At 54.4% G+C, this 22460-nt stretch carries 18 protein-coding genes, 1 tRNA gene and 1 riboswitch; of the genes, 11 read left to right on the forward strand and 8 right to left on the reverse strand.

The genetic code is table 11. The annotated features are described in order from the left end of the window. Nucleotides 1-125 precede the first annotated feature (125 nt). The 5 genes from uvrB (at nt 126) to EPD59_RS03730 (ending at nt 9725) form a co-directional block, all read left to right on the forward strand. The gene (gene uvrB, locus EPD59_RS03710) at nt 126-2159 is read left to right on the forward strand and encodes an excinuclease ABC subunit UvrB (RefSeq protein WP_133271613.1); all 2034 of its coding nucleotides are present in this window, start codon (nt 126-128) and stop codon (nt 2157-2159) included. 183 nt (nt 2160-2342) lie between these two features. After that, nucleotides 2343-2795 (forward strand): hypothetical protein, encoded by a 453-nt coding sequence (locus EPD59_RS03715; RefSeq protein WP_133271614.1) that lies wholly within the window; start codon nt 2343-2345, stop codon nt 2793-2795. A 322-nt stretch (nt 2796-3117) separates the two neighbouring features. Continuing rightward, on the forward strand, nt 3118-6273 hold the full coding sequence (locus tag EPD59_RS03720; RefSeq protein WP_133271615.1) for a T9SS-dependent M36 family metallopeptidase: 3156 nt from the start codon (nt 3118-3120) through the stop codon (nt 6271-6273). Nucleotides 6274-6495: 222 nt separating this feature from the next. Further along, nucleotides 6496-7941 (forward strand): hypothetical protein, encoded by a 1446-nt coding sequence (locus EPD59_RS03725; RefSeq protein ID WP_133271616.1) that lies wholly within the window; start codon nt 6496-6498, stop codon nt 7939-7941. A 317-nt stretch (nt 7942-8258) separates the two neighbouring features. Continuing rightward, nucleotides 8259-9725 carry a L,D-transpeptidase family protein gene (locus EPD59_RS03730; protein WP_133271617.1) on the forward strand — a complete coding sequence of 489 codons (1467 nt, stop codon included), beginning with the start codon at nt 8259-8261 and terminating at the stop codon, nt 9723-9725. An 81-nt stretch (nt 9726-9806) separates the two neighbouring features. On the opposite strand, the gene EPD59_RS03735 is transcribed toward EPD59_RS03730, so the two are convergent. After that, nucleotides 9807-9879 (reverse strand) — tRNA-Gly (locus EPD59_RS03735). A 151-nt stretch (nt 9880-10030) separates the two neighbouring features. Here EPD59_RS03735 and EPD59_RS03740 point away from each other — a divergent pair. From EPD59_RS03740 to EPD59_RS03755, 4 genes are all read left to right on the forward strand, one after another. Continuing rightward, nucleotides 10031-10279 carry a hypothetical protein gene (locus tag EPD59_RS03740; protein ID WP_133271618.1) on the forward strand — a complete coding sequence of 83 codons (249 nt, stop codon included), beginning with the start codon at nt 10031-10033 and terminating at the stop codon, nt 10277-10279. Between the two features lie 59 nt (nt 10280-10338). Continuing rightward, on the forward strand, nt 10339-10875 hold the full coding sequence (locus EPD59_RS03745) for a GNAT family N-acetyltransferase (protein ID WP_133271619.1): 537 nt from the start codon (nt 10339-10341) through the stop codon (nt 10873-10875). Between the two features lie 122 nt (nt 10876-10997). After that, nucleotides 10998-12212 (forward strand): alpha/beta hydrolase family protein, encoded by a 1215-nt coding sequence (locus EPD59_RS03750; RefSeq protein ID WP_133271620.1) that lies wholly within the window; start codon nt 10998-11000, stop codon nt 12210-12212. Beyond that, nucleotides 12170-12409: a hypothetical protein gene (locus tag EPD59_RS03755; protein WP_133271621.1), complete on the forward strand. Its 240-nt coding sequence runs from the start codon at nt 12170-12172 to the stop codon at nt 12407-12409. The genes EPD59_RS03750 and EPD59_RS03755 overlap by 43 nt, the downstream gene beginning before the upstream one ends. Before the next feature lie 35 nt (nt 12410-12444). Here EPD59_RS03755 and EPD59_RS03760 read toward each other — a convergent pair whose 3' ends face one another. Then, on the reverse strand, nt 12445-14814 hold the full coding sequence (locus tag EPD59_RS03760; protein ID WP_133271622.1) for a B12-binding domain-containing radical SAM protein: 2370 nt from the start codon (nt 14812-14814) through the stop codon (nt 12445-12447). A gap of 133 nt (nt 14815-14947) precedes the next feature. Continuing rightward, nucleotides 14948-15517, reverse strand: coding sequence for a helix-turn-helix domain-containing protein (locus tag EPD59_RS03765; RefSeq protein ID WP_133271623.1), 570 nt, complete (start codon nt 15515-15517; stop codon nt 14948-14950). Nucleotides 15518-16521: 1004 nt separating this feature from the next. Here EPD59_RS03765 and EPD59_RS03770 point away from each other — a divergent pair. Further along, on the forward strand, nt 16522-16824 hold the full coding sequence (locus tag EPD59_RS03770; RefSeq protein ID WP_133271624.1) for a hypothetical protein: 303 nt from the start codon (nt 16522-16524) through the stop codon (nt 16822-16824). Between the two features lie 69 nt (nt 16825-16893). On the opposite strand, the gene EPD59_RS03775 is transcribed toward EPD59_RS03770, so the two are convergent. From EPD59_RS03775 to EPD59_RS03790, 4 genes are read right to left on the reverse strand one after another with little or no spacing between them, the layout of a single operon-like run. Continuing rightward, on the reverse strand, nt 16894-17985 hold the full coding sequence (locus EPD59_RS03775; protein ID WP_133271625.1) for a DUF5074 domain-containing protein: 1092 nt from the start codon (nt 17983-17985) through the stop codon (nt 16894-16896). Nucleotides 17986-18017: 32 nt separating this feature from the next. Then, nucleotides 18018-18881, reverse strand: coding sequence for a TonB-dependent receptor domain-containing protein (locus tag EPD59_RS03780; protein ID WP_165963466.1), 864 nt, complete (start codon nt 18879-18881; stop codon nt 18018-18020). Nucleotides 18882-18898: 17 nt separating this feature from the next. Then, nucleotides 18899-19399, reverse strand: a complete 501-nt coding sequence (locus EPD59_RS03785) for a hypothetical protein (RefSeq protein ID WP_133271627.1) — start codon at nt 19397-19399, stop codon at nt 18899-18901. Between the two features lie 44 nt (nt 19400-19443). Continuing rightward, nucleotides 19444-20001, reverse strand: a complete 558-nt coding sequence (locus EPD59_RS03790; RefSeq protein ID WP_133271628.1) for a TonB-dependent receptor — start codon at nt 19999-20001, stop codon at nt 19444-19446. A gap of 160 nt (nt 20002-20161) precedes the next feature. Then, nucleotides 20162-20389, reverse strand: a riboswitch (cobalamin riboswitch). Between the two features lie 110 nt (nt 20390-20499). On the opposite strand from EPD59_RS03790, the gene EPD59_RS03795 reads away from it, so the two are divergent. After that, a complete protein-coding gene (locus EPD59_RS03795) occupies nt 20500-21108 on the forward strand; it encodes a DNA-3-methyladenine glycosylase (protein ID WP_133271629.1) in 609 nt (202 codons plus the stop codon). Between the two features lie 101 nt (nt 21109-21209). Here EPD59_RS03795 and EPD59_RS03800 read toward each other — a convergent pair whose 3' ends face one another. Then, nucleotides 21210-22427 carry a class I SAM-dependent methyltransferase gene (locus tag EPD59_RS03800; protein WP_133271630.1) on the reverse strand — a complete coding sequence of 406 codons (1218 nt, stop codon included), beginning with the start codon at nt 22425-22427 and terminating at the stop codon, nt 21210-21212. Between the last annotated feature and the right edge of the window lie 33 nt (nt 22428-22460).

The following is a 22460-nucleotide window of genomic DNA, read 5'->3' on the forward strand; positions in this document are numbered from 1 at the left end:
CAGAATTTGCCCCCCAGTGCCAGCAAAAAGCCCGACTGAATTAGTTGGGCTTTTTTTGTTTACCGGAAACCTACCTTGGCGCTCCGGAGTTATCATAGGCTATCATTTCTGGCTACTTTCCCTGCATGGAATATCAACTTACTTCCGAGTTCAAGCCTACCGGCGACCAGCCCAAAGCCATTGCCCAACTCGTGGCTGGCGTAGAAAGCGGAGAGCCAGCGCAGGTGCTGCTCGGAGCCACTGGTACTGGCAAAACGTTTACGGTGGCCAACGTGGTGGCCCAAACCGGCAAGCCCACGCTGGTACTGTGCCACAACAAAACCCTGGCGGCCCAGCTCTACGGTGAGTTCAAGGCGTTTTTCCCCAATAATGCCGTCGAGTACTACATCAGCTATTACGACTACTACCAGCCGGAGGCCTACATAGCCAGCACCGACGTATTCATTGAGAAAGACCTCGCTATTAATGAGGAAATCGAGAAGCTGCGGCTACACTGTACTTCTACGCTGCTGAGCGGGCGGCGCGACGTGATTGTGGTGGCGTCCGTATCGTGCATTTACGGTATCGGCAACCCGGAAGAGTTCAGCAAAAACGTCATTTACATGGCGCCCGGCCTGCGTTACTCGCGCAATAATCTTTTGTATCAGTTCGTGCAGATTCTTTATTCCCGGACGGAAGTGGATTTTACACGCGGCACGTTTCGGGTGAAGGGTGATACGGTGGACATCTTCCCCGCCTATGCCGATTTTGCCTACCGCCTGTTCTTTTTCGGTGACGAAATCGAAGCCATTCACCGCATCGACCCAGACAGCGGCAAGAAACTCGCCGACGAGCAAAGCGTGACGCTGTATCCGGCCAACCTTTTCGTGACTGGCAAAGATACCTTGCACCAGGCCATCAAAGAGATTCAGTTCGATATGATGGCCCAGCAGAGCTACTTCGTGAAGGAGGGCCGCGACCAAGAGGCTAAGCGGATTACGGAGCGCACCGAGTTTGATCTGGAGATGATTCGGGAGTTGGGCTACTGCTCCGGTATCGAGAACTACTCGCGCTACTTTGATGGTCGTACGCCCGGCTCACGTCCCTTCTGCCTACTCGACTATTTCCCCCAGGATTATCTGATGGTTATCGACGAAAGCCACGCCACCATTCCCCAGATTCGGGCGATGTGGGGCGGCGACCGGAGCCGCAAAACGGCCTTGGTGGAGTATGGCTTCCGTCTGCCTTCGGCCATGGACAACCGGCCTTTGACTTTCAACGAGTTCGAGAGCATGTACCGGCAGGCCATTTTCGTGTCGGCCACGCCGTCCGATTATGAGCTGGAAACCAGCGGCGGGGTTATCATCGAGCAGATTATTCGCCCTACCGGCCTGCTCGACCCCGAAATCGATATTCGTCCCAGCGCCAACCAGATTGACGACCTGCTAGACGAAGTGGATAACCGCGTGAAGATGGGTGACCGTATCCTCGTGACGACGCTCACCAAGCGCATGGCTGAGGAATTGCAGAAGTACATGGAGCGCCTGGGCATCAAGTCGAGCTACGTGCACTCCGATGTAAAAACTTTGGACCGCGTAGAGATTCTGCGCCAACTGCGACTGGGCGTTATCGACGTGCTGATTGGGGTAAACCTGTTGCGCGAGGGCTTGGACTTGCCCGAAGTGAGCTTGGTGGCCATTCTGGACGCCGACAAAGAGGGCTTCCTGCGCGACCAGCGCAGCCTGATTCAGACCATGGGCCGCGCTGCCCGAAATGATAAAGGCAAGGTTATCATGTACGCCGACCGCATTACCGGCTCCATGCAGCGCGCCATCGACGAAACGAACCGGCGCCGCGCTGTGCAGTTGGCGTACAATGAGGAGCACGGCATCACGCCGCGGACAGTACGCAAATCGCACGATGAAATCATGGGCCAAACGTCGCTGTCGGATATGCGCCGCATTGAGCCGGCTGCTTACGCTGGCCCCGATACGGATACGCTGACGTTGGCGGCCGAGCCTGTCATTGCGCTTATGAAGCGCGACGAACTGGAAAAAGTCATCAAGAAGACGGAGAAGCAGATGGAAGGCGCGGCCAAAGACCTCGACTTCCTGCAAGCCGCTAAGTATCGCGATGAATTGGCCCAGCTTCGCCAAATGCTAAAGACGAAGAGAGATTAGGAAAATTATATATAGTATTCGGAATAGCTGATTTTTTCTGAAAAAGCCCCCCAATAACGCATTTGGGGGCTTTTTTGTGATTTATGCAGCCTGTAGTATCGAATCAGGCCAGAAAATTGATGTTCTCAAAGCAAGTAATCAGCCCGGCTGATCACCTTTCAGTTCAAACGTGCGTTGTTTTCTATGCTTATCGCTACTCCAGCATTTCGCGTCTATTTCGAAAATCCGGTTGGTCGGGTTATGGAGCACCCCAATGGCTATGCTTACGTCATTTATAATGCGGGCCCGCGCAAGCTCGATCATCTGAAGGCCTTCCTGACCCATACCAGCCAGTTGTTGCTACGAAACGGGTGGTACAAGCTCCTCGGCGACCAGCGCCTGATGGCCCCCTTCACCGAAGAAGAACGCCTCTGGATTGTTGACTATTGGATGAACCGCGCCGCCGGGGGAAACCAAATGTACGGGGCTGTGCTGATACCACACGACGTGTTTGCCCGCTTGTCGGTGAGTCAGATGATGAGCGAAGCCCGTGAGGCCGCCCTGACGTATCGATTGTTTGAAGACGAAGCAACTGCCGCGGCTTGGCTTCGTACGCTGCCGGATAAAGGAAACCCTACTTTCAAGAGCCTTGCTTAGCTAGTAGAAAGCCTGCTGAAATTAGCAGCATATAAAAAGCCCCCAGCCATATAGCCGGGGGCTTTTTGCTTTATAGACGTCCAAAATAATAATGTTATAATACAAAAATATGGTTTGTAACTGTATTCTGTTTTTTGCCTCTTTTAAGAGTGTGTTTATGAAATTATTTATGGATAGTGATCTGTAATGCCGGAAAAAGTGGTAATAATATAACTATTAGAATTTTGCAATGTATAAAATTCGGGCAAGTTAAATATTTTATAAAAATGAGTATATAAAAACCCATACTTTGATACCACTTTCAACTACCAACCTATACCTAATGAATAAACTTATACCCGCTTTAGCGCGGCCCCTATTGGTGGCCGCGTTATTATCCGGAGGCCATGCCTCCTACAGCCAAAACCAGCTGAGTGCTGAGCAGCAGCTAGTGCCTCAGGCAGCCCTACAACACCTGAAGAAAAACAAGCAGGCGCTGCAGCTGACCGATGAAGACATTGCGGACGTGAAGCTCAGCAGTGAGTCGGTCTCCCCAAAGACTGGTATTAAGCATGTTTATTTGCAGCAGCTGTATCAGGGCATTGAGATTCACAGTGCTATTGCCAACATGAGCCTAAATAAGGACGAGAAAATCGTCAATTTGGGCAACAACTTCGTGAAAGGCATTGGGGGAAAATTAAAGACAGGGAAGTCTAGAATGACGGCTGTAGCGGCCGTAAACGCGGCGGCCCGGCACCTGAACCTGACCGTTAGCCAGTCGCTGTCGGTATTGCAGAAGGGCAGCGGCAAAAACGAAGCAGTGCTGCTCTCAGCGGGGGGCATTTCCTTGGAGTCGATTCCGGCAAAGCTGGTGTATCAGCCGATGGAAGATGGCACTCTGCGGTTGGCGTGGGAAGTGTCTATCTACGAGTTGGACGCGCAGAACTGGTGGAACGTGCGGGTAGACGCTGCCACCGGGGAACTGCTGGACAAGGACAATATGGTGCATCAGTGTGAGTTCGACAACGACGGACCTGGCGGGATGCCATTGAGCGAAACGACGGCTTACGGCCAGGCAGCTCAATCGAAGTCGTTTACTTCCACGACGTCTTTAACAGCTGCTAACGCTTATAACGTTTTCCCCATTCCGGTTGAGAGCCCCAATCATGGCCCTCGCGTATTGGTAAGCACTTCCGCTGCTGACCCAAAGGCTTCGCCAGAGGGCTGGCATCATACGCCTGCTGGTAAGCTCACTACTACCCGTGGCAACAATGCCTATGCGTACGAAGACCCCAATAACAACAACAGCTTAAATAATTACAGCCCTAACGGCGGTGCTGAGCTGAGCTTCGACTATCCAGTTGATTTTACGAAAGAGCCCGTAGAGTACCGCGACGCGGCTATCACCAACTTGTTTTACTGGAACAACGTCACCCACGACGTATGGTACCAGTACGGCTTCGATGAGGCCAGCGGTAACTTCCAAGCCGACAACTTCGGCCGCGGAGGTGCCCAAGGCGACTATGTAAGAGCCGAGGCTCAAGACAGCCGCAACAACCCGAATCCTCCTGCGGGCGTAACTACCCGCAATAATGCCAATTTCTCGACTCCAGTAGATAACGGCACTAGTGCGCCGCGCATGCAGATGTATCTGTGGGCTGGCCGTGCCGATGCAAATGCGTTTAGAATAACGGCGCCATCCAGCATCGCTAACAGCTATCCAGCTGTGCAAGCTGCGTTTGGCCCGCGGCTTAATGCCACGCCAGTTACGGGCAAGCTTGTACTTGCTAGCGGTGTGGGGGGGACTTCTACGAATCCTAATGAGGCCTGCGGAGCTTTGACGAACGCTGCAGAGATTGCGGGTAATATTGCCGTATTATATCGCGGCAACTGCGACTTTATCCTGAAAGTATACAATGCTCAGGTTGCTGGCGCCATTGGCGTCGTAGTGATTAACAATCAGCCGGGTGCTCCCATCTCAATGGGCGCTGGCGCGGGTGCTCCCGCTCCTATCACTATTCCCTCCATCATGACTACGGACGTGGCGGGCGGCCTGATTCGGGAGCGGTTAGCCGCTGGCGAAGAAGTACGGGTGAGCTTGAAAAACGAGCCGGGCGTAGAAGTTGACGGTGATTTTGACAATGGCATCATCGTGCACGAGTACGGCCATGGTATCTCAACCCGCCTGACGGGTGGTCGTTTGGTGAACTGCCTGGGCAGCCAGGCTGAACAGGCCGGTGAGGGCTGGAGCGACTGGTTTGCTTTGATGATGACCATGAAGCCCGGTGATACCCGCACCAAAATCAGAGGTATCGGTACGTACGCCTCGAACCAGCCCACCACGGGCAACGGTATCCGGCCTGCTCCCTACACCACCGACTTTGCCGTAAACAATTACACCTACGGCCGAACCAACAATACGGCGCTTTCCCAGCCGCACGGAATCGGGTTTGTGTGGGCTACCACGTTGTGGGATATGACCTGGGATCTGATCGATCTGTACGGCTACGACCCAGACCTATACAATGGCAAGGGCGGTAACAACATGGCCATGCAGCTAGTGATCGATGGCTTGAAAATGCAGCCCTGCGCTCCCGGTTTCGTGGATGCCCGAAATGCTATTCTGGCCGCCGATGTAGCGAACTATGGCGGTGCCAACCAAGAGTTGATCTGGAGAGCATTTGCCAAGAGAGGCGTAGGCTTTGGTGCTAGCCAAGGTGCTGCCAACAGCCGCCTGGATCAGGTAGAATCCTTCGATTTGCCCCCCGTGTATGCTTGCTCGGCTCCTACCATCACGGCCACGGCGCTCGGCGGTACCTTTGTAGAGGAAGGCCAGAGCACGATTTACCTAGGTTATGGCCCGCAGAGCATTCAGTTGCAAGCTAGTGGTGATCCTACATTCGTGTACACCTGGGCATTCGTTCCTGGGCTGAGCAATACTGGCATTGCCAATCCGGTGTTCACTCCCAGAACTGCTGGTACCTACGAACTCACCGTAACCGGTGTGAATGCGGCAGGATGTACCCGGACGGTTACCAAACGAATAGCAGTTGTTGACGTACGCTGTGGCTTTGTTTTCCTGCGGAATAACAAAGTGTTGGTATGCCATAATGGTAAGCCAGTGTGCGTGAGCGAATCGGCGGTAGCAGCGCATTTGAACCACGGCGACTCGCTGGGCGAATGCCAGGGCTCAGCAACAGCCGGCTTCGCAGCCGAGGAACAAGTGGAAGCCGAGGAAGCGCTGACGCTCACGGCAACGCCTAACCCCACCAGCTCGCAAACCTACCTGGACTTCACCCTCACCGAGACGGGCAACTACCGCTTGGAGGTGATGAACATGCAGGGAACCGTAGTGAGTGTAGTAGCTGAAGGAACCGGTCGTGCTGGCGAAAACTTCTCCTTCAAGTTTACGAAAGGGCGCTTGGCCTCGGGCATTTATATGGTTCGCTTGACTTCAGGTAAGCAGAACAAGTTTACCCGAGTAGTATTGCAGGACTAGCACGTGCCTTACTTAATAGCCTAGAAAGACAAGCCGTGGACATTTACGGCTTGTCACTTGGAATGTGAGGATCAAAAAAGCCCCCGGATAGCTGTCTGGGGGGCTTTTTTTATTCTGCCGAACCACACGCACGTTACGGTGTCTACCTTTGACGCGTTTTCAAACCAACAGGTCTTCGTGACCTGGTTTTACCAGCGCTTGGCCGCTGTTCTTCCCTTCTGCATGAACAAACGGTACGTCGTGTGGCTCTGCGCCCTGTTCGTTTTATTTGATTTAGGGTACTCCTATATTCAAAACTATCAGATACCGCTGGAAGGTGACCTGGCCCCCATCGTGCTGCCTAGCTACTGGTACACCCAAGTGCTGCAAGACCCGTTCGGCTGGGCCGTAGTAGCCAAAAACGAGGTGTATGCGGGTCCTAACAGATATTTTGCGCACGCAGCCATGGTTGCTTACTTTAAGTCGGTTCCGTTGTGGCTTCAGCGCTTCACCGACCCCATCAGTAGCATCTATGTGGCTTGCGCGCTGTTCAAAACGGCTGTACAAGCGCTATTGCTCTACTTGCTGGCCGTGTACAGCACCGGCGCGCAGCTCCTCACCGACCGCCGCTTGTGGCTGCCCGCGGCGCTGCTAGTGCCGCTGTTTCAAACGGCCGGCTACAATGGGCAAATGGGAGTCATCGACCATTCGGTTACGTACACTTTTTTCTACGCTTTCCCTTTAGCCCTGCTGCTCTTGCTGCTGTTGCCTTTTTATCGGGCTGCCTTCCATCAGCAACGCTTGCAGTTACCGGGGTTCATGATTCCTGCCTGCGCCGCCCTCATGGTGGTGCTGGCTTTCAACGGGCCTATCGTGACGGGCGCGGTGCTGGTGCTATTTGTGTGCTTCGGGCTTTACTGGACAAAAAGGCATTGGCCAGCAATTCGGGTACGGTCGTATGCAGGGTGGTGGGTGCAGCGGGCGAAACGGGTGCCACTCGTTGCGGTGCTGCTATTGGGGGTCTTTGGGTTGCTGTGCCTGTATTCGTTGTACATCGGCCGCAACAACTCCGAAAATCTGACGGCTACGCTGCCTGTGTGGGAGCGGTATAAGTTGGTGCCGCAGGGCGTATTCCGCCAACTCACGGGCAAGCTCGGCTTCCCATTGCTGGTGCTGATCGGTCTGGTCAATGCGCAGCTTATTCGTCGATTTTTGCCCCCCAGTGCCGCCAGCCAGCGGTGGCTGCGCATTTTTCAACTGTTAGGCCTTTTTACGCTACTCTATATTCTATTGCTGCCGCTGGGGGGCTACCGCAATTACCGGCCCCTCATTCTGCGCCGCGATTCTATTCTGCCTATCATTCTGGGCCTGATGTATTTCTACAGCGCTTCTACCTATTATCTGCTGCTACATTTGGAAGGGCGGCCCCGCCGCTGGTATATCGGAGGCGTGGTACTGTTTGCGGCCATCTTTATGAATGCCGATAAGCTCAGGATGACCAACAATAACCAATGTGAGCGAGCTGGATTGCAGCAACTGGCCCAGTCGACCGAGCCAATTGTACATCTCGACAGCGACTGCACCGTGATGGCCTGGGAAAAGATAACCGATCCGCTACAGTCAGATAATAACGCGCAGTTGCTGGAGTTTTGGGGCGTAACCAAAGGCAAAAAGCTCTACTATCAATGAGCCTTCCGAGAGCATGCAAAAAAGAGTAGCAATGCTTCAGCTTGCGCACGAATTTTTTCGCGCGCGACCCTTTTACTTATAGCTGCAATTCGGTACATTGAATGTATATAAGAGATTGATACACGCAGTGTTAAGCTGAACCGTGGTGAGGCTGATTTCTGAGCGACTCTATTAATTGATAATGCAAATGGTCGCGTTCATGTAGCTAAAAGCGGCGTTGAAAGAAAATGTCGGCATGGGGAATGCCATTGTGGTAGCTTTGGTCAGAATCATATTTAATAGTTAAATATTGATAATACTATTTACCCTTCCCAGTCATGTTTGCTCGCCTTCGCTTCACGTATGCTGTTGCCTTGCTACTGCTGTTTAAAAGCATTGCTGTAGAGGCCCGGATCGGCAGCGACGCTGATGCTACCGAGCCGATAGTAGGAGGGGGGCAAACAACCACGGATGTTGCCGTTCAGCTCCGTCAGCTGTATGCTACCAAATCATCGTCTGTCGAAGCCAGTACTCAGGAGCAGGTCCAGCTGTTTTACACGCTTGTGGATTTCATGCCTGTATGGACCACCGACGCTGGGCCAACTGAGAGTGCGCAAGCGGCGCTAGGTCTACTATTGAAGGCGCCACGGTACGGGCTCAAAGCCACTGACTATGAGGTTGCTGACCTGCGTCTGCTGCTCGATTCATTACAGGCAGCACCATCGAAACTCCAGCAGCGCCTGAAGGTCGAAACCCGCCTCACGACGGCGCTCATCCGGTTTTCTCAGCATCTAAGCCACGGGAGGATAGAGGATAGCACGATTCGGCCCTCGCAGGTGACAGAGAGCGACATCATCAACGTCGCTATTCACCTCCAACAGGCACTCCAAAGCAATAATTTTGAGCAACATATGCTCATGGCGCAGCCCAACAGTCGGAGCTATGTGCGGCTGCTTTGGTCGTGGCAGCGCCTGTTAGAGTCGGACACGGTAGCGGCCCGTAAAATGGCCCTTACTGTAGCGCTCAACCTGGAGCGCCTACGTTGGGAGCCGCGCGCCGATTCTATCTATCTGGTCGTCAATATTCCGGCCTACAGCCTACAGGTGGTACGCGGCCCGCAGGTAGTGCGTAGCCATCGAGTGGTAGTAGGGAAGGCCGCTACTCCCACGCCGGAGCTCTACAGCGCGGTCAAATTTTTTCAGACGGCGCCCGAGTGGCGTATGCCGCATAGTATAGCCACCAAAGAGGTTTTGCCACGATTGAAGCGTGATCCGCGCTACCTCAGCTCCCGTAACCTGCGGCTATATAATCAGGTTGGGGAACCGGTAAATGCTTCCCGGGTGAACTGGAAAGCTGTGACGCCTGCCGAATTTCCGTATCAGATTAGACAGGCGCCCTCTTCGCGCAATGCCTTGGGCAACGTAGTCTTTCGCTTTCCAAATCCCTACGAAGTGTTCTTGCACGACACTCCTGATCGGGAACTGTTTGAGGCTAATAGCCGCGCGCTCAGCCATGGCTGTATCCGGGTGCAGCACGCGTGGGCGCTGGCCCGCTTTCTAGTGGAGCGTGACGCTGGCAAGGCCAGCACCAATCGGGTAGAGAAAATGAGTGAGAGCCTCAACGAGGGCGAAACTATGTATTTCGGACTCTACGCTTCCGTGCCCCTTACAATACGCTACCAAACTTGCGAGGCCGAGGGAAGTCAGCTCCGGCAGCTACCCGATATCTATGGTCTCGACAAAGTGTTGGCAGAAGCATGGGAGAGGGTGGCCAGTCACACAGCAGACGTAGCAAGTAGCCGTTAGCAAGCACGGTATTCACACTTTTTGTAATGTGTCTAAAAACAAAAAGCCCCCACCTATATGATGGGGGGCTTTTTATGCATGAGCGAGAAACGAGGTTCGAACTCGCGACCCTCAGCTTGGGAAGCTGATGCTCTACCAACTGAGCTACTCTCGCGGGAGTTGAGTAGAACAAAAATACGTTGCAGAAATCAATTTGCAATCACCATGCGTATCGGGTAGGGAAAGCGTTGCATTTGGGCAGCGCTTATGTTCCAGAGTTGCGCTCGGGGGCTTTCGTTCGACGCTTATATTTGACCGTATCTGCTATGGCTGACTTGCCGGCTAACCGTTCGCGTAGCTATTTGTATCTAATAGCGGGAGTCACGCTGTTTGTGCTTCAGCTTATCCGCCTGCCAGGCCATTACGCTGCGTGGCAGAGTGGCACCGTAGATACATTTCGCCTCACTATGAGCGTGATTGCTCTGATAGTGGCAGTGCTTATGATTCGATTTGGCTGGCGAATGCGTCGTGATGGCAAAGCCTCTGACGAGCCCGGCGACCATTCCATCTCCTGATTTAGCGGCTGTCGACTGCTCACGGTGTAGCTTTGCACCGTCTTTACCAATGGCTTACTATGTCTTCTCCGCTCCGTATCACCGTAGCCAAGCGTACCGCTTCGGTGGCTGCTCAACTAACCGAATTAGGGCGTCAAACCTTCCAAGCAACCTTCGCCGCCGATAATCGGCCGGAGGATATGGCCACCTACTTGGCCCAAAACTTCAGTTTGGAAAAGCAGCTGGCTGAACTGCAAGACCCGCAGACCACCTTTTTGCTGGCGCATATGCAGCAGGAATTGGTGGGTTATGCCAAATTATCGCTCAACTCCGCTTTGGGCCTGGAAGAAGGAAAGCCAGCAACCGGTCGCCTAGAAATCGAGCGTTTGTATGTACGCGAAGATTGGCTGGGCACTGGCTTGGGCGCTACACTTATGCGCCGGGCTATTGAGGAAGCACGTACGCATAGCTGTCGCACTATCGTTCTGGGCGTGTGGGAGCATAATCGGCGAGCCGTAGAATTCTACAAGCGATTCGGATTCAAGGAGATAGGTCGGCATGCGTTCCAGCTGGGTGACGATGTTCAGAACGATTTGATCCTGCGCAAAGGGTTATAAAAGCCCCCAAGCTGGCTAGGCTCTTGCCCTCAGTTGGCATTTTATTCATAGCTCAGCAGTTCGATAAGGCAGGAACGGAAGTATAAGCACAGCTTCCGCGCTTACTGCGTTACTTTGTCGTATTGCTCACCAACCCTCCTGCTGTGCGAAAAGACCGGCGCGCTACCTTTTTGTATTCTGTTCCATCGGTGCGCCTACTCTGCTGGTGGCTGCCGTTTCTGCTGGTTACTTTGCTCAGTAGCTGCTCTACTGATGGTGGTAAAGCAGCCGATTTGCCGCCGCCTACTGGGCATTTTGAGGGGCCGATTTCCTACCAAGGCACAGAACTGCGCGCTACGTTGGATTTGCGTGAAGTAAAGCCGGGCCAATTGCAAGGCGAGGTGCGCCTAGCCGATCGTCAGAATCTAAGCCTGCCGGCCCAGCAGATAACGTATCAGCACCCGCGCCTCACCGTGCGCTGGGCTACGGGCGTGAGCTCTGATTTTACAATCAATCTGACGCGCGAGGGTGATTTTCTGAAAGGGAAATTTTCTGCCGATAGTACGGCGGCCGAAATCCTGATGGTGCGTCGTGGAGATGCTGAGCCCTTGCCTTACTTTCAAAAGCCGGTGCGCGTGAATAGTGGCAGCAAGATGTTGCCGGCCACTGTTTTAATTCCCGATGATACACTACAGGTGCATCCGGCGGTAGTGCTACTGCAAAATGCCCCCCAGCACACGCCGCTGGCTATGCACATGCTCACGGACCTGCTGGCGCGGCGCGGCGTGGTCGTTATGCTGATAACCGGGCGCTCTGCTGCTGCAACCGATAGTAGCCCCGATTCATTAGCGGCTGATGTAGTGGCAGCGGCTCGGACACTCAAGCGTGTTGCGGGCGTCGATACCACTCAGATTGGCTTAGTGGGGAGCGGCGCCGGGGCAACGGCGCTGGCTATGGCTGCCCGCCAAGATGAGAAGGAGAACAGTCTAATAAAATACGTGGTGGCTTTGGGCACACCCGGAACTTCCAAGGCGGCTCGCGATGCCGAAGCTATTGACCGCCAGTTACGGCGACAGGATGCAAGTGCAGCCGATCGGCGACTCGTAGCGCTTACCCGCACGCAACTAGAGCAGTACATACGGCGCGAGGGACGAGGTGATACAACAAAGTTGCACCGCAATTTGCAGAAAATTGCCCCCAGCCGTGGGCCGCAACTACTGGTTTGCCCACTCGGGTGCCGAGCAAAGCTGACTTGGAGCAGCCTAAGTGGCGGGAATTGGTTTTTGACCCCCAAGAGGTTTGGGAGCAAGTGCGCGTGCCCGTCCTGCTACTGTATGGCGGGGCCGACACAACTCTGAATGTACAAGCCAGCGCCAACCGCCTACGGGGAAATGCTGGTCGCCGGCGGGGATCAGTGGTGCGGATATACGCTGGTGCCGACCAACAACTCTTGTTGCCCGCCGGAACCCAGAATGGTAAATGGCAATGGCCACGCCCGGTCCCCGGCTACGTGGACGACCTCACCGCTTGGCTACGCGAGCGACTGGAAAGGTAAGAAGTGGTGGGGGGCAAATTCACCCTTGTAAGCTCTTAAAAGAGCAACAAACCCTTCTCTCGCAACTTTAGCCAAGCGGCCGAACTCAAGAAACGCTCAAAGGAAAGACCAGCTTCGGCCGTTGGAAAGCTGCTAGCGGCCTCTTTCAACAGCACTTTCGTGTCGTAGTTGGTGGTGAGCTGAGTAAGAAGGGTATTTAGCCATTGGCCAATGGCGGGCGTTGTCTTTACCTCGAAGTCTTCGGCCTGCTCGTAGAAAGTTAGTGCGGCCTGGGGGGCTTTTTTGCCTGATTCTAAACGAAGTTCCGGTGCGTTGCCGAGCCAGAAGAGACGCAGATTCTGCTTCGCAAAGTCCGGCTTGGGTGCTTCCTGTACGGCCTGTTGAATCAGGTGCCGCGGTAACGTAGGGCGCGGCACTTTGAAGTCGAACCAGAAGGAAAGCGGCTCGGCCAAATTCACGCCGTGCAGATAATTATAAAGCGCTTTCGCCAGGCCGGGCCCGAACTGCTCGTGGTCGGCGCCGGTAGGGTCATCGTGCCAAAGGTCATTCCAGGCAAAGTCGCCGGGCTCCGGGCCGATGGGCACCACTTGGTACTTCGCCGGATTCTTTCCCACAGGGCTATGCGCCGTCATGGAAAAGCGGTGCCAGTAGCCCGACTGAATGACACCCGCTGCAAATAGCTGGCGTACTACTTCCAACGAATCAATTGTTTCTTGGGCCGTTTGGGTCGGGAAGCCATACATCAGATAGGCGTGCACCATGATGCCCGCCTGGGTAAAGCCATCGGTTACGCGGGCAACTTGGGCAATGGTTACGCCTTTTTCCATCAGCGCCAGCAGCCTGTCAGAGGCTACTTCCAAGCCGCCCGATACGGCAATACAGCCCGAAGCTGCCAGCAAGCGGCACAAATCGGGAGTGAAGGTTTTCTCGAATCGAATATTGCCCCACCAGGTAATATTGGTACGGCGTTTCAGCAACTCCACGGCCAAATCGCGCAGGGCTAGAGGCGGGGCGGCTTCGTCTACGAAGTGAAAGCCCGTTTGGCCGGTTTGCTGCACAATCTGCTCGATGCGGTCGGCGAGTAGGGCTGCTGGGGCTGTTTCGTAACGGGAAATATAGTCGAGGGTAACGTCGCAGAAGGAGCAGCGCTTCCAGTAGCAGCCGTGGGCTACGGTAAGCTTGTTCCAGCGCCCGTCGCTCCACAGCCGGTGCATCGGGTTCAGTACTTCTATCACCGACAAATACTCGCTCAAAGGCAGGTCGCTGTAGTCGGGCGTACCTACCTCGTGGTGCGGAATGTTCGGTGCTTCGGTGTTATTCAGATACTCTACCTCACCAGCTTCATTGCGCAGAAAGGTTCGTTGGAGAAAACTTTTGCCCCCCAACCCGTTAAGCTGCGTGCTATCATCCTCGCGTTGAAGCGTTTCTAAGGCAAGCTCACTATCAAACAGAGGCGCTGCCAAGCTTTCCCGCTCGTTGCCAAAGGCAACTTTCGTGTTGTTTAGCAACGACTGGGTATGAGTTACCTCGGCGCTTTGTGCCTTTATATTCTTCTCAGCTTGGAGATATTCTAGCAGTCGTAGCCAAGGCCCTTCACCGTCGTCTAGCGTCAGATAATCGATATAATCGAAGAAGCGAGGCTCCTTTATCTGGCGTAGCTCAGTATTGGGATAGCCGCCGCCCATGAGGGTTTTGGCTTCCGGCCGTAGCTCTTTCACCCGCCCGGCGAGGCGTAGCGCACCATACAGATTGCCCGGAAACGGCACCGTGAATCCAACAACGTCAGGCGCCGTGCGGGCTACCAGCTCATCAAACGATTCCAGCAGCAGCTGATCCAATAAGTTGGGTGGCGCTTGTAGCGCCTCATACAGCGGCTCGAAGCTGGTAGCAGATAAAGCCAGTTTTTCGGCGTAGCGCGAAAAGCCAAACTGCGGCCCTACCGTTTCCTTTATTAAGTCGGCGAGGTCTTCGAGGTAGAGCGTAGCTAAGTGACGGGCCTGATCGGTGAGGCCCATGGTGCCAAAAGCCGTATCAAGGTCGGCTACGTTATCGAAGCGGGAAGCTTCGGGTAGATAGCGGCCATGACAAATACGGGGAGCCAACGTATTGTCTTTGTTCTGCAAAAACCGGATGACCGGCTCAACAGTAGCCAAGTAGCTGTGTTGCAGCCGCACTATTCGCCGGGCGTTATCCGACAGCTTAAAGCTGCCAGCCTCTATAGCTGCAAATACCCGTCGAAGCCCGGCCTTCGAAAAAAGCTTCAGTACCAGTTCCAAGCCAAGGTCGGCCTGTGTGCTGGCATAACCGCGCGCACTTAGAAAGCCTTTTAGGTAAGCAGTAGCCGGGTACGGCGTGTTAAGCTGGGTAAGCGGCGGGGTTACAAGAAGAATGCGAAGACTGGTCACAACGGCACAACAACGGGAGAGGGCACAAAGATACCGAACCGTGACGGTGCACGATTCCGTTCCGCCACGTTGCCAGTGTTTTGCCTACGAGGTGTAGTTTTCCCGAACACTAGGGAAAAAGCCCCCAGCTATCCTATAATTCGTCCAGCGACATCCGCTTCGGCATTAGGTCGCGGCGGAATTCGCTTACGGAGCGACCCGTTACCTGCCGAAACTGATTGCTCAGATGCTGACCGCTGCTGTAGCGCATATGATCAGCTATTTCGCTGAGCGTCAACTCACCATAGCTCAACATTTCCTTGACGCGCTCAATCTTAAGGCGAATCAGGTATTTCTCGATGGTGAGGTTGGCAGTACGCGAAAAGACTTTGCTTAAGTGCGAATAGGTAGCCGAGAACCGGTCGGTGAGGAACGCCGACGTGGTGAGGGGCATGCGCGCGGTGCGCAGGTGCTCTAAATATTCGGCGAGGGAGGTTTTTATTTGCTCAGTAAGCTGCTCCGCACGCCCAGTCAGGACATCGAAACCAGCTTCGCGCAGCAAAGGCGCTACCGTGGCAGGGTCGACGGGCGTGGTGTGCTTTAGTTGGGCATGGCCCAATTTAACTTCTGTAGGTTGATACCCAGCCTGTTCGAGCACGTGGTGCACGGCTTCAATGCAACGTGGGCAAACCATGTTTTTAATGTAGAGCAGCGTAGTTTTCACGGGCGAGGTTTTGGTTTTTGGTCTGAACGCGGAGCCGAACGAGTCGACTTCCGCGAAGGTGAGTTAGGAACTGCAACAGAACGCGCACGCTGATCGGATTTAGGCTGATTTACTGCCCAACCCGGACCGAACCAATTAGCTGCTGCCCAATTAATGAAGGGGACAACACCTAAAAAGGTAACGGCTAAGAGCCAGAAAAATAAAAAAAACGCGCCAAACACACGGACCAACAATTCATTTTGCACACCGAATACATATACTACCAGCATCACTGCGAGTAATAGACTTATGCCGGCTATTAGGCCTGTACGGCGCCATAACGGACGATAAGTGACTAGTACAGAGCGACTGGCAGGCATTGCTAAAGTGTAAGCAGAACGACAAAGATATTGTTTCTAGAACTTTTGAGCTTTCTGAGCGACTACCAGGTCTGGTAGCTCCTGTTGCAGTGACTGTCCTTGGTCGTCGGACCAAGGATTCATTTGGTTACTAAGCTGCGAGCCATGCAAGCCGATGTCGGCAGGCAAACGGTAAAATGATGCCTGGCAGATGTGGGACGCGGGCTCCAGGTACGCAATTTGGTAAGCGTAGCAGCAGCCGAATAGGTAATATTGGATCGGCTGTTTTTGCCATTGAACTGATCGGCAGCCATCAAGATAGGATATTCCGAACGAAAAAGGACGAATGAGCCGGTGTGGCCGTCGGATTCCTCAGCGAAATGAGCCGCCTTAGGCAGCTGGCCAAGCCCGGCTATGCGGTGCCCATTGGCCAGTTGCCCCACTAAAGCCCGAACGCAGAGTAGCTAAGCACAGCGTTGGATGGGGCTGAAGAAATGAGCATAAGCGAAGGGTTGAGGTTCGGTTTGCGAATTCTAATGTACATACATTCAATTAATTTTTCTAGTTCGAACTGCTATAGTCGGTAGCTAAAATCAACTACCGCTTCAATCTGCCGTATCATAGGTTAACCCGTTTACTTGCCTTGTATATACTTGTACCCAACTCATGAAAACTTCCTTTTTGCCTCGAATTCTGCTCCTGGGGGGCATTTTTGCTATTTCGCTCACTAGCTGCAGCACCGGTACTGACCCAGGCGAAACCAATGTGGAAAGTGGCTCCGCGAAAGAGCAGGTAAATGAAAATAAATCGGACGCCAACGACCCCGACGATAAACTTTACACGACTTCTGATGCTGCCACCAACGGAGCTACGGCCGATACCTCTACCGTAAAAACCGGTAAGCAAGTGTATGATGAAGCCGATGACCGGCGCGACGAAAATGTGGATGGCAAGGCCGGCCCACAATAATCAGGACTGCACAAAAAAAGCCCCCCAGACAAGTCCGGGGGGCTTTTTTTGTGCGGTAAAACCTAGGTTTTAGTAAAACACAAAGCTGTTCGGGCCGATATTCACGCCAAATGAATCGATAGCCATGCCCGTGGGTTGGTAGCGGATAACCTTGCCCGTGGTGGTAAATGGGGCAATCGATCCGTAAATCGTGTTGTCCTGCGGATCGATGCCTAAGCCGTAGAAGTTACGACGCACAAGAGGCGTAGCCGGTAGCGTTGAGGAAGTTGCGCTAAGCTGATATACGGCGCTCCGATAGCTATAATATAGCTGGTCCTTGGCCGCATTAATCACCAGATTGCTGGGGCCGCCGCTAGGGAAAGGCAGTACTGTTTGGTTGGTTGGGCTGCCCGGCGCAAAGCGTATCAAACTGCCGTTAGTAGAAGAAACTACGGCAAACGTAGGTGCCGGACCATAGCGCGTAATACCAGCGCAGGCCACCCAGAGGTTACCACTTTTGTCCTGCACTATACTGGTAGGGCCATCCTGTACCTGAATGGTGGTTTCTACCACGTCAGAAGTGGGGTTGATAACGCTGACGGTGTTTTCATCTGAGTTGGCGACGTACAAGCGGCCATTAGCCAAAAGCAGCTGCTCGGGCTGCCGGCCTACCGGAATAGACTTGGTTACGGTATTCGTGCGCAGATCTATAACGGCTACTCGGCCCGGCTTGCCGCGCTCAATCCACTCGGTGAGGTAAGCCTTCGATGAGCTTACCGCTACGAGGTAGCGTGGCTGCTGCAATCGGTCGATGGTGGCTACCTGCTTAAAGTCGGCCATAGTCACTACTTCTACCTTGCCAGTGGCATTTACCACAATGTAGCCTTGGTCGCCAACTACCGTCATCGACTGCACCACATCGCCCAGAATGCGGCCATTGACTTTGGTAAACAAGTTATTATCAACAACTGTCTTAGACGTTTTGCTGAATAAGCTGATGGCACCGTTGGGCGTATTAAACTGGCCCTCGTTAACGACATATACGTTGGATCCGTTGCCAGCAGGCGCAGGCGGACCGGTAAGCGGACCATCACTCTCAGGGTCGCAGCCAATGAGGGTAAGCGCGCCGACGCCCGTGAGCAGGGTGCGCGTGAAGAAAGAGGAAAGGCGGAGTTGGAACATATAATAAAAGAGTAAAAAGAAAGGAATCTTGATTAGCGCCAAGTGAGGCGGAGGCTGAGCGCGACGTTGCGCGGCGGCATGGCCCGGTAGGCATATACCTGGTAGTTCCGGTTGGTTAGATTGAAGCCTTGCGCCAGCACCGTCACGGCCCAGGTAGGCGTAATAGCCAGCGTTCGGCCCAGGCTGGCGTTAAGCAGGGTATAAGACGGCAGGAAATCGACGGCGGAAGCATCGGTGTAGCGGTAGCCGGTGAAGGTGAGGCCAGTGGTAAGCTGCCATTTGTGCCAGCTCTGATCCGTGGTGAAGGCAAACGAATGCAGCGGCACGTAAGGCAACTGCCGGCCCACCGGGTCAGGATCTTCAGCGCGGCCTTTCACCTTTTCCGACTGCGTAAAACCGTAAGCCGCCCGAGCCGTGAGCGAATAAGCCCCCCAATGACCAGTCAGCTGCGAACTGGCTTCTACACCCCGGGCACGCACTTGGCGCAGGTTGCGCGGCGTGTAGTCGCCTTGGGTATTCGGCAACCATTGCACCCAGTCGTCTACTACTTGGTGATAAGCCGTGAGTTCTGTTTGGAGGTTCCAGGGGGCATTTTTGGTGAACTGATGCCGCAGGCCAGCCTCATAGCCAAGGCCGTTTTCGGGGCGAAGATTCGGGTCGCCGGTACGCCAGAAACGCTCGTTCAGGGTAGGGGCACGGTAGCTGCGCGAGGCGCTTACTTTCAGGGATACTTGTTGAGCAGAAGTTTGCCAGAACTGCCATTCGGCCCCTACGGTAGGGGCAAGCGGCGGTCGGCGGCCAGATATAAATGCCTGCCTTAGGTTAGCTGTGAGCTGCAAGCGAGGGACAGGATCGTAGCGTAGCAGCCCAAAGCCCGAAAACCGGTTTTCGGACACTGAACGGCCGTAGCCATCTACTTCAGCCGCAAAGTGCTGGGCTTCACCACCAAGTCGCAGGCTCGCTTTGAGTTGAAAGTGACTGTGTGCTCGGCCTGTGCCTGCGTGGTGCGAACCCGCGAATTGCTTGTCAGGTCGTCGTTTCGGTAATCAATAACGTCCTCAAACCACGCCACCCGCACCACCGACTCATGACGCCCGGAGGCTACGTGGCGGTAGCCGGCCAGCAGGCGGCGGCTTTGGTCTCGCTCACGAGCGTGGTTGTTGCCTGAACCAATGGCCGGCTGAAGCTGCCGGTCGGCATCCGTGAGCCAGATAGCCGCCATTAGCTCGCCCCGCTCACCCAGACGAAGAGTGGCGTCCTGGCTTAGGCTCCATTGGCGCACTGCCGCATTCTGCTGGTGCCGGCGTACCAAACCCGTTATTTCGGGTGAGTTGTAAGGGAAATCATTTCGGGCTTCGCGGTAGGAGGCTGCTGTACGTACAGCTACCCTTTGATTGCTGAAGCGCCCTTCCACGCTGCCCGCGCCCAAGCCATACTGACCCGCATCCAGCTGGGCACTTACCTGTGGGCCTGCCCCCAGCGAATAGGCGAGGAAAGTAGTACGGTGCCGCCCACGGCGCCGGTGCCATACGTAGCGCCGGCCGGCCCATGCTGCACATCGATGCGAGTGCTGGCCCCAGCAGGTAAAAGGGCAAAATCAGCCTCTCCCAGCGAAGGTAAGTTGATGTTGAAGCCATTCCACAGCACGGCCGTGTGCCTAGCCGATGTGCCCCGAATCGTAATAGAAGACAGTTGCCCAGGCCCGTAATTCTTGATAAACAGAGGCGTGCGCGCCGCCAATACATCGGTAAGTGTGCCCGTGCGGTACTGACTCAAGGCCAGCGAGTCGATAGAGGTAAGGCGGCTGCCCACAGCAAACCGGCCGGGGCGTGCGGCTTGTACCCGCACATCAGGAAGCAGTTGGACGGTGGAAAGCCGGCTGGAATCAGAAGGTAAGCTACCGGTGGGAGTGGCTTGCTGGGCCTGACTAGGAAAGGCGCTGAAAAAGGCCCCCACTAGTCCCAAAGCCGATAGTGGCTTAAGCAGCAAGCGCCGCCAAGATATAGATGTACGCATAATCCGAACTAAATTTTCGGTTTAGGAAAATTCAGTTCAAAACCTCGCATAAGTCCTCCTAAAGCAGGAAAACTACCGCGAAGCCGAGGCCGAAAACAGGAAAACCGGCCGCCCAAAGCGGCCACTGCATTCGTTCTCCGCCCTTCCTCCGAAAGCGCTGAACATTAAACTTGTACAGGCAGGTCTCCTGGCTTGCTTCGAGTGGCGCCGCCTTCCCATTTCTCGAACTTCTGCTAGAGCAGAAGCTTTCAGCGAAACAGTGGCAGGGGGATTGGCCCACCCTCCTTTGAAGCGTACAGTTGCGGGGACAGCTCCCGATTTGAACGGGATTCCCTTTTCAGCCTCGCCCCACAATCGGGGTCTGGCCACCTATAACAGCACAAAGATAGCGGCATTCGGTCGAATACAACGCGTATCATGTCAGGCGGAAGGTAATGAAGGCGAGTACAAACTCGTCGGTAGTCGTATAGAAGCTTAAATGACCCTTCAGTTTAGATAATGGCCACCAAATTGCCCCCCAGCTTCTACCGTCGTCCCGACCCGGTCCAGATTGCCCACGAACTGCTCGGTAAGCATGTATTTTCAAACCTTAATGGCGAGCTAACCGGTGGCCGCATCGTGGAGGCTGAAGCATATTCCCACGTCGGTGACCAGTCACTCACCATGCACATCAAGCGTCGCGGAGCCCACTCGCAAGCTTTATTGGAGCCAGGTGGACGTGCTTACCTCTACCAAGTATATCAGCGGCATACCTTATTCAACATCAGCACCAATGAGGCAGAAAAGCCTGATACAGTGCTTATTCGGGCTATTGAGCCGTTGCAGGGAATAGAAATCATGCTACAGCGACGAGGGCAAACGACAGTCTCACCGAAGCTTACTGCTGGTCCGGGCTTGCTGACGCAGGCGCTTGGTATCACGCCTGCCCTTACCGGTGCGGATTTGCAAGGCGATGTGCTATGGTTAGAAGATCATGGCGAAATAGTGCCTGAAGAACAGGTAAAAAGAAGCGCCCGCGTCGGGCTGGCCTATGCTGGCGACGAAGCCGCTAACCTGCCCTGGCGCTTTCGCATCATTGGCAACCCGTGGACCAGCAAAGCCTCATAGTCATGTACACTAGCGCAGTAATATTTCTTAGAACCCAAAAAAGCCCCCCAGACTAGTTCTGGGGGCTTTTTTGGGTGATTATATCGGCCAATTTGTTTCCGTCAACTCAACCAATCAGAAAAGTCTGCGGTTTGGCTTTTCTCGCAGACTAGCACCATCAGACGGCCGCGCAGATCGGTAGTAGCAAACAGGTAAGTGTCGCCGCCTTCCCGAATACCCGTACGCAGGCGAAACTCGGCTACTGAGTCAGGGAAGTTGCGTGTTGTGACGTGGGCCCGCGCCTCAAAGCCAAGGTGGGGGAGAAGGGCGTCACGGTCGTAGCGCTCGGTGGCTCGAATGCGGAAAATACGGCCTGGAAAGTCGGGTCGAAGCGTATCGGCCGTATATAAGTGGCTATGCTGGTGAAGCTTTAGTAGCTCAAAAGCCGTTCCTATACTTTTGAAGCCTCCCGCCTTCAAAACCGCTACGTTGGGCTCGTATAAGTACTGTTGAGGCTCAGCGTAGCGTGGTATCGCACGCGCCTCCCGGGCCTTGTTTAGTCGGAATTCCTGCTGCTCCCCATTTCGCAATAGATTGACGGTAAACCGCTCCGGGTCTATTGCTGCCTCTGGGCCAAGCTCGTACAACACCTCTTTGCACTCGTTATCAACAGCTACTACCCACAGGCGGCGCACTTGTCTGAGTTCGCTCAGTGCCTGCTCAATATCAAGCATGGGCGAGGTTTTGAGCAGTACCCGCCGGCTTTTATGAAGCAGCAAAGGCAACAGACGCAACACATCCGGCTCGCAGTCCTGGAGGCGGAATATCTTGCGGGCTGCTGTATCGCGCCGGGCCGGATCGAGGTAAATCCAGTCGAACGTATCGGGCGTGTTTTTAAGGAAATTTATGGCTTCGCTGGCATGGCATTGCACATTGCGAATACCCAATTGTGCCAGATTATACTCTACTACGCCTACTAGTTTTGCGTCGCGCTCAACATAATGCACCTCCGGTATCCGGGTAGCAAAATACGTGGCATCAACTCCAAAGCCACCAGTTAAGTCGGCTAAGCGTTGGCCACTTACAAGGCTGGCTTTAAAGGCTGCGGCTCGAGCTGAGGAGGCTTGCTCGACGGAAACTGCGCTCGGAAAAATCAGGTCAGGATTATCAGCCCAAGCGGGGATTTTGGTGCGGGCTTTCTGGCGCGCCTGAATCTGGCGTACCAAGTCGGGCACAGGCAGGCCCGGAAAGCGTCGGGCCTGAAGGGCAAGTTGGGCGGGGTCGTGGTGCAGGTGGTCGGCAACGTACTGCCGAGCCGCGTCGGGCAGCGGAAAGTCCATAGCTATGCTTACGCAAAAACTGGCTCTTTAGCG

Source organism: Hymenobacter radiodurans (genome assembly GCF_004355185.1).
Classification (GTDB): domain Bacteria; phylum Bacteroidota; class Bacteroidia; order Cytophagales; family Hymenobacteraceae; genus Hymenobacter; species Hymenobacter radiodurans.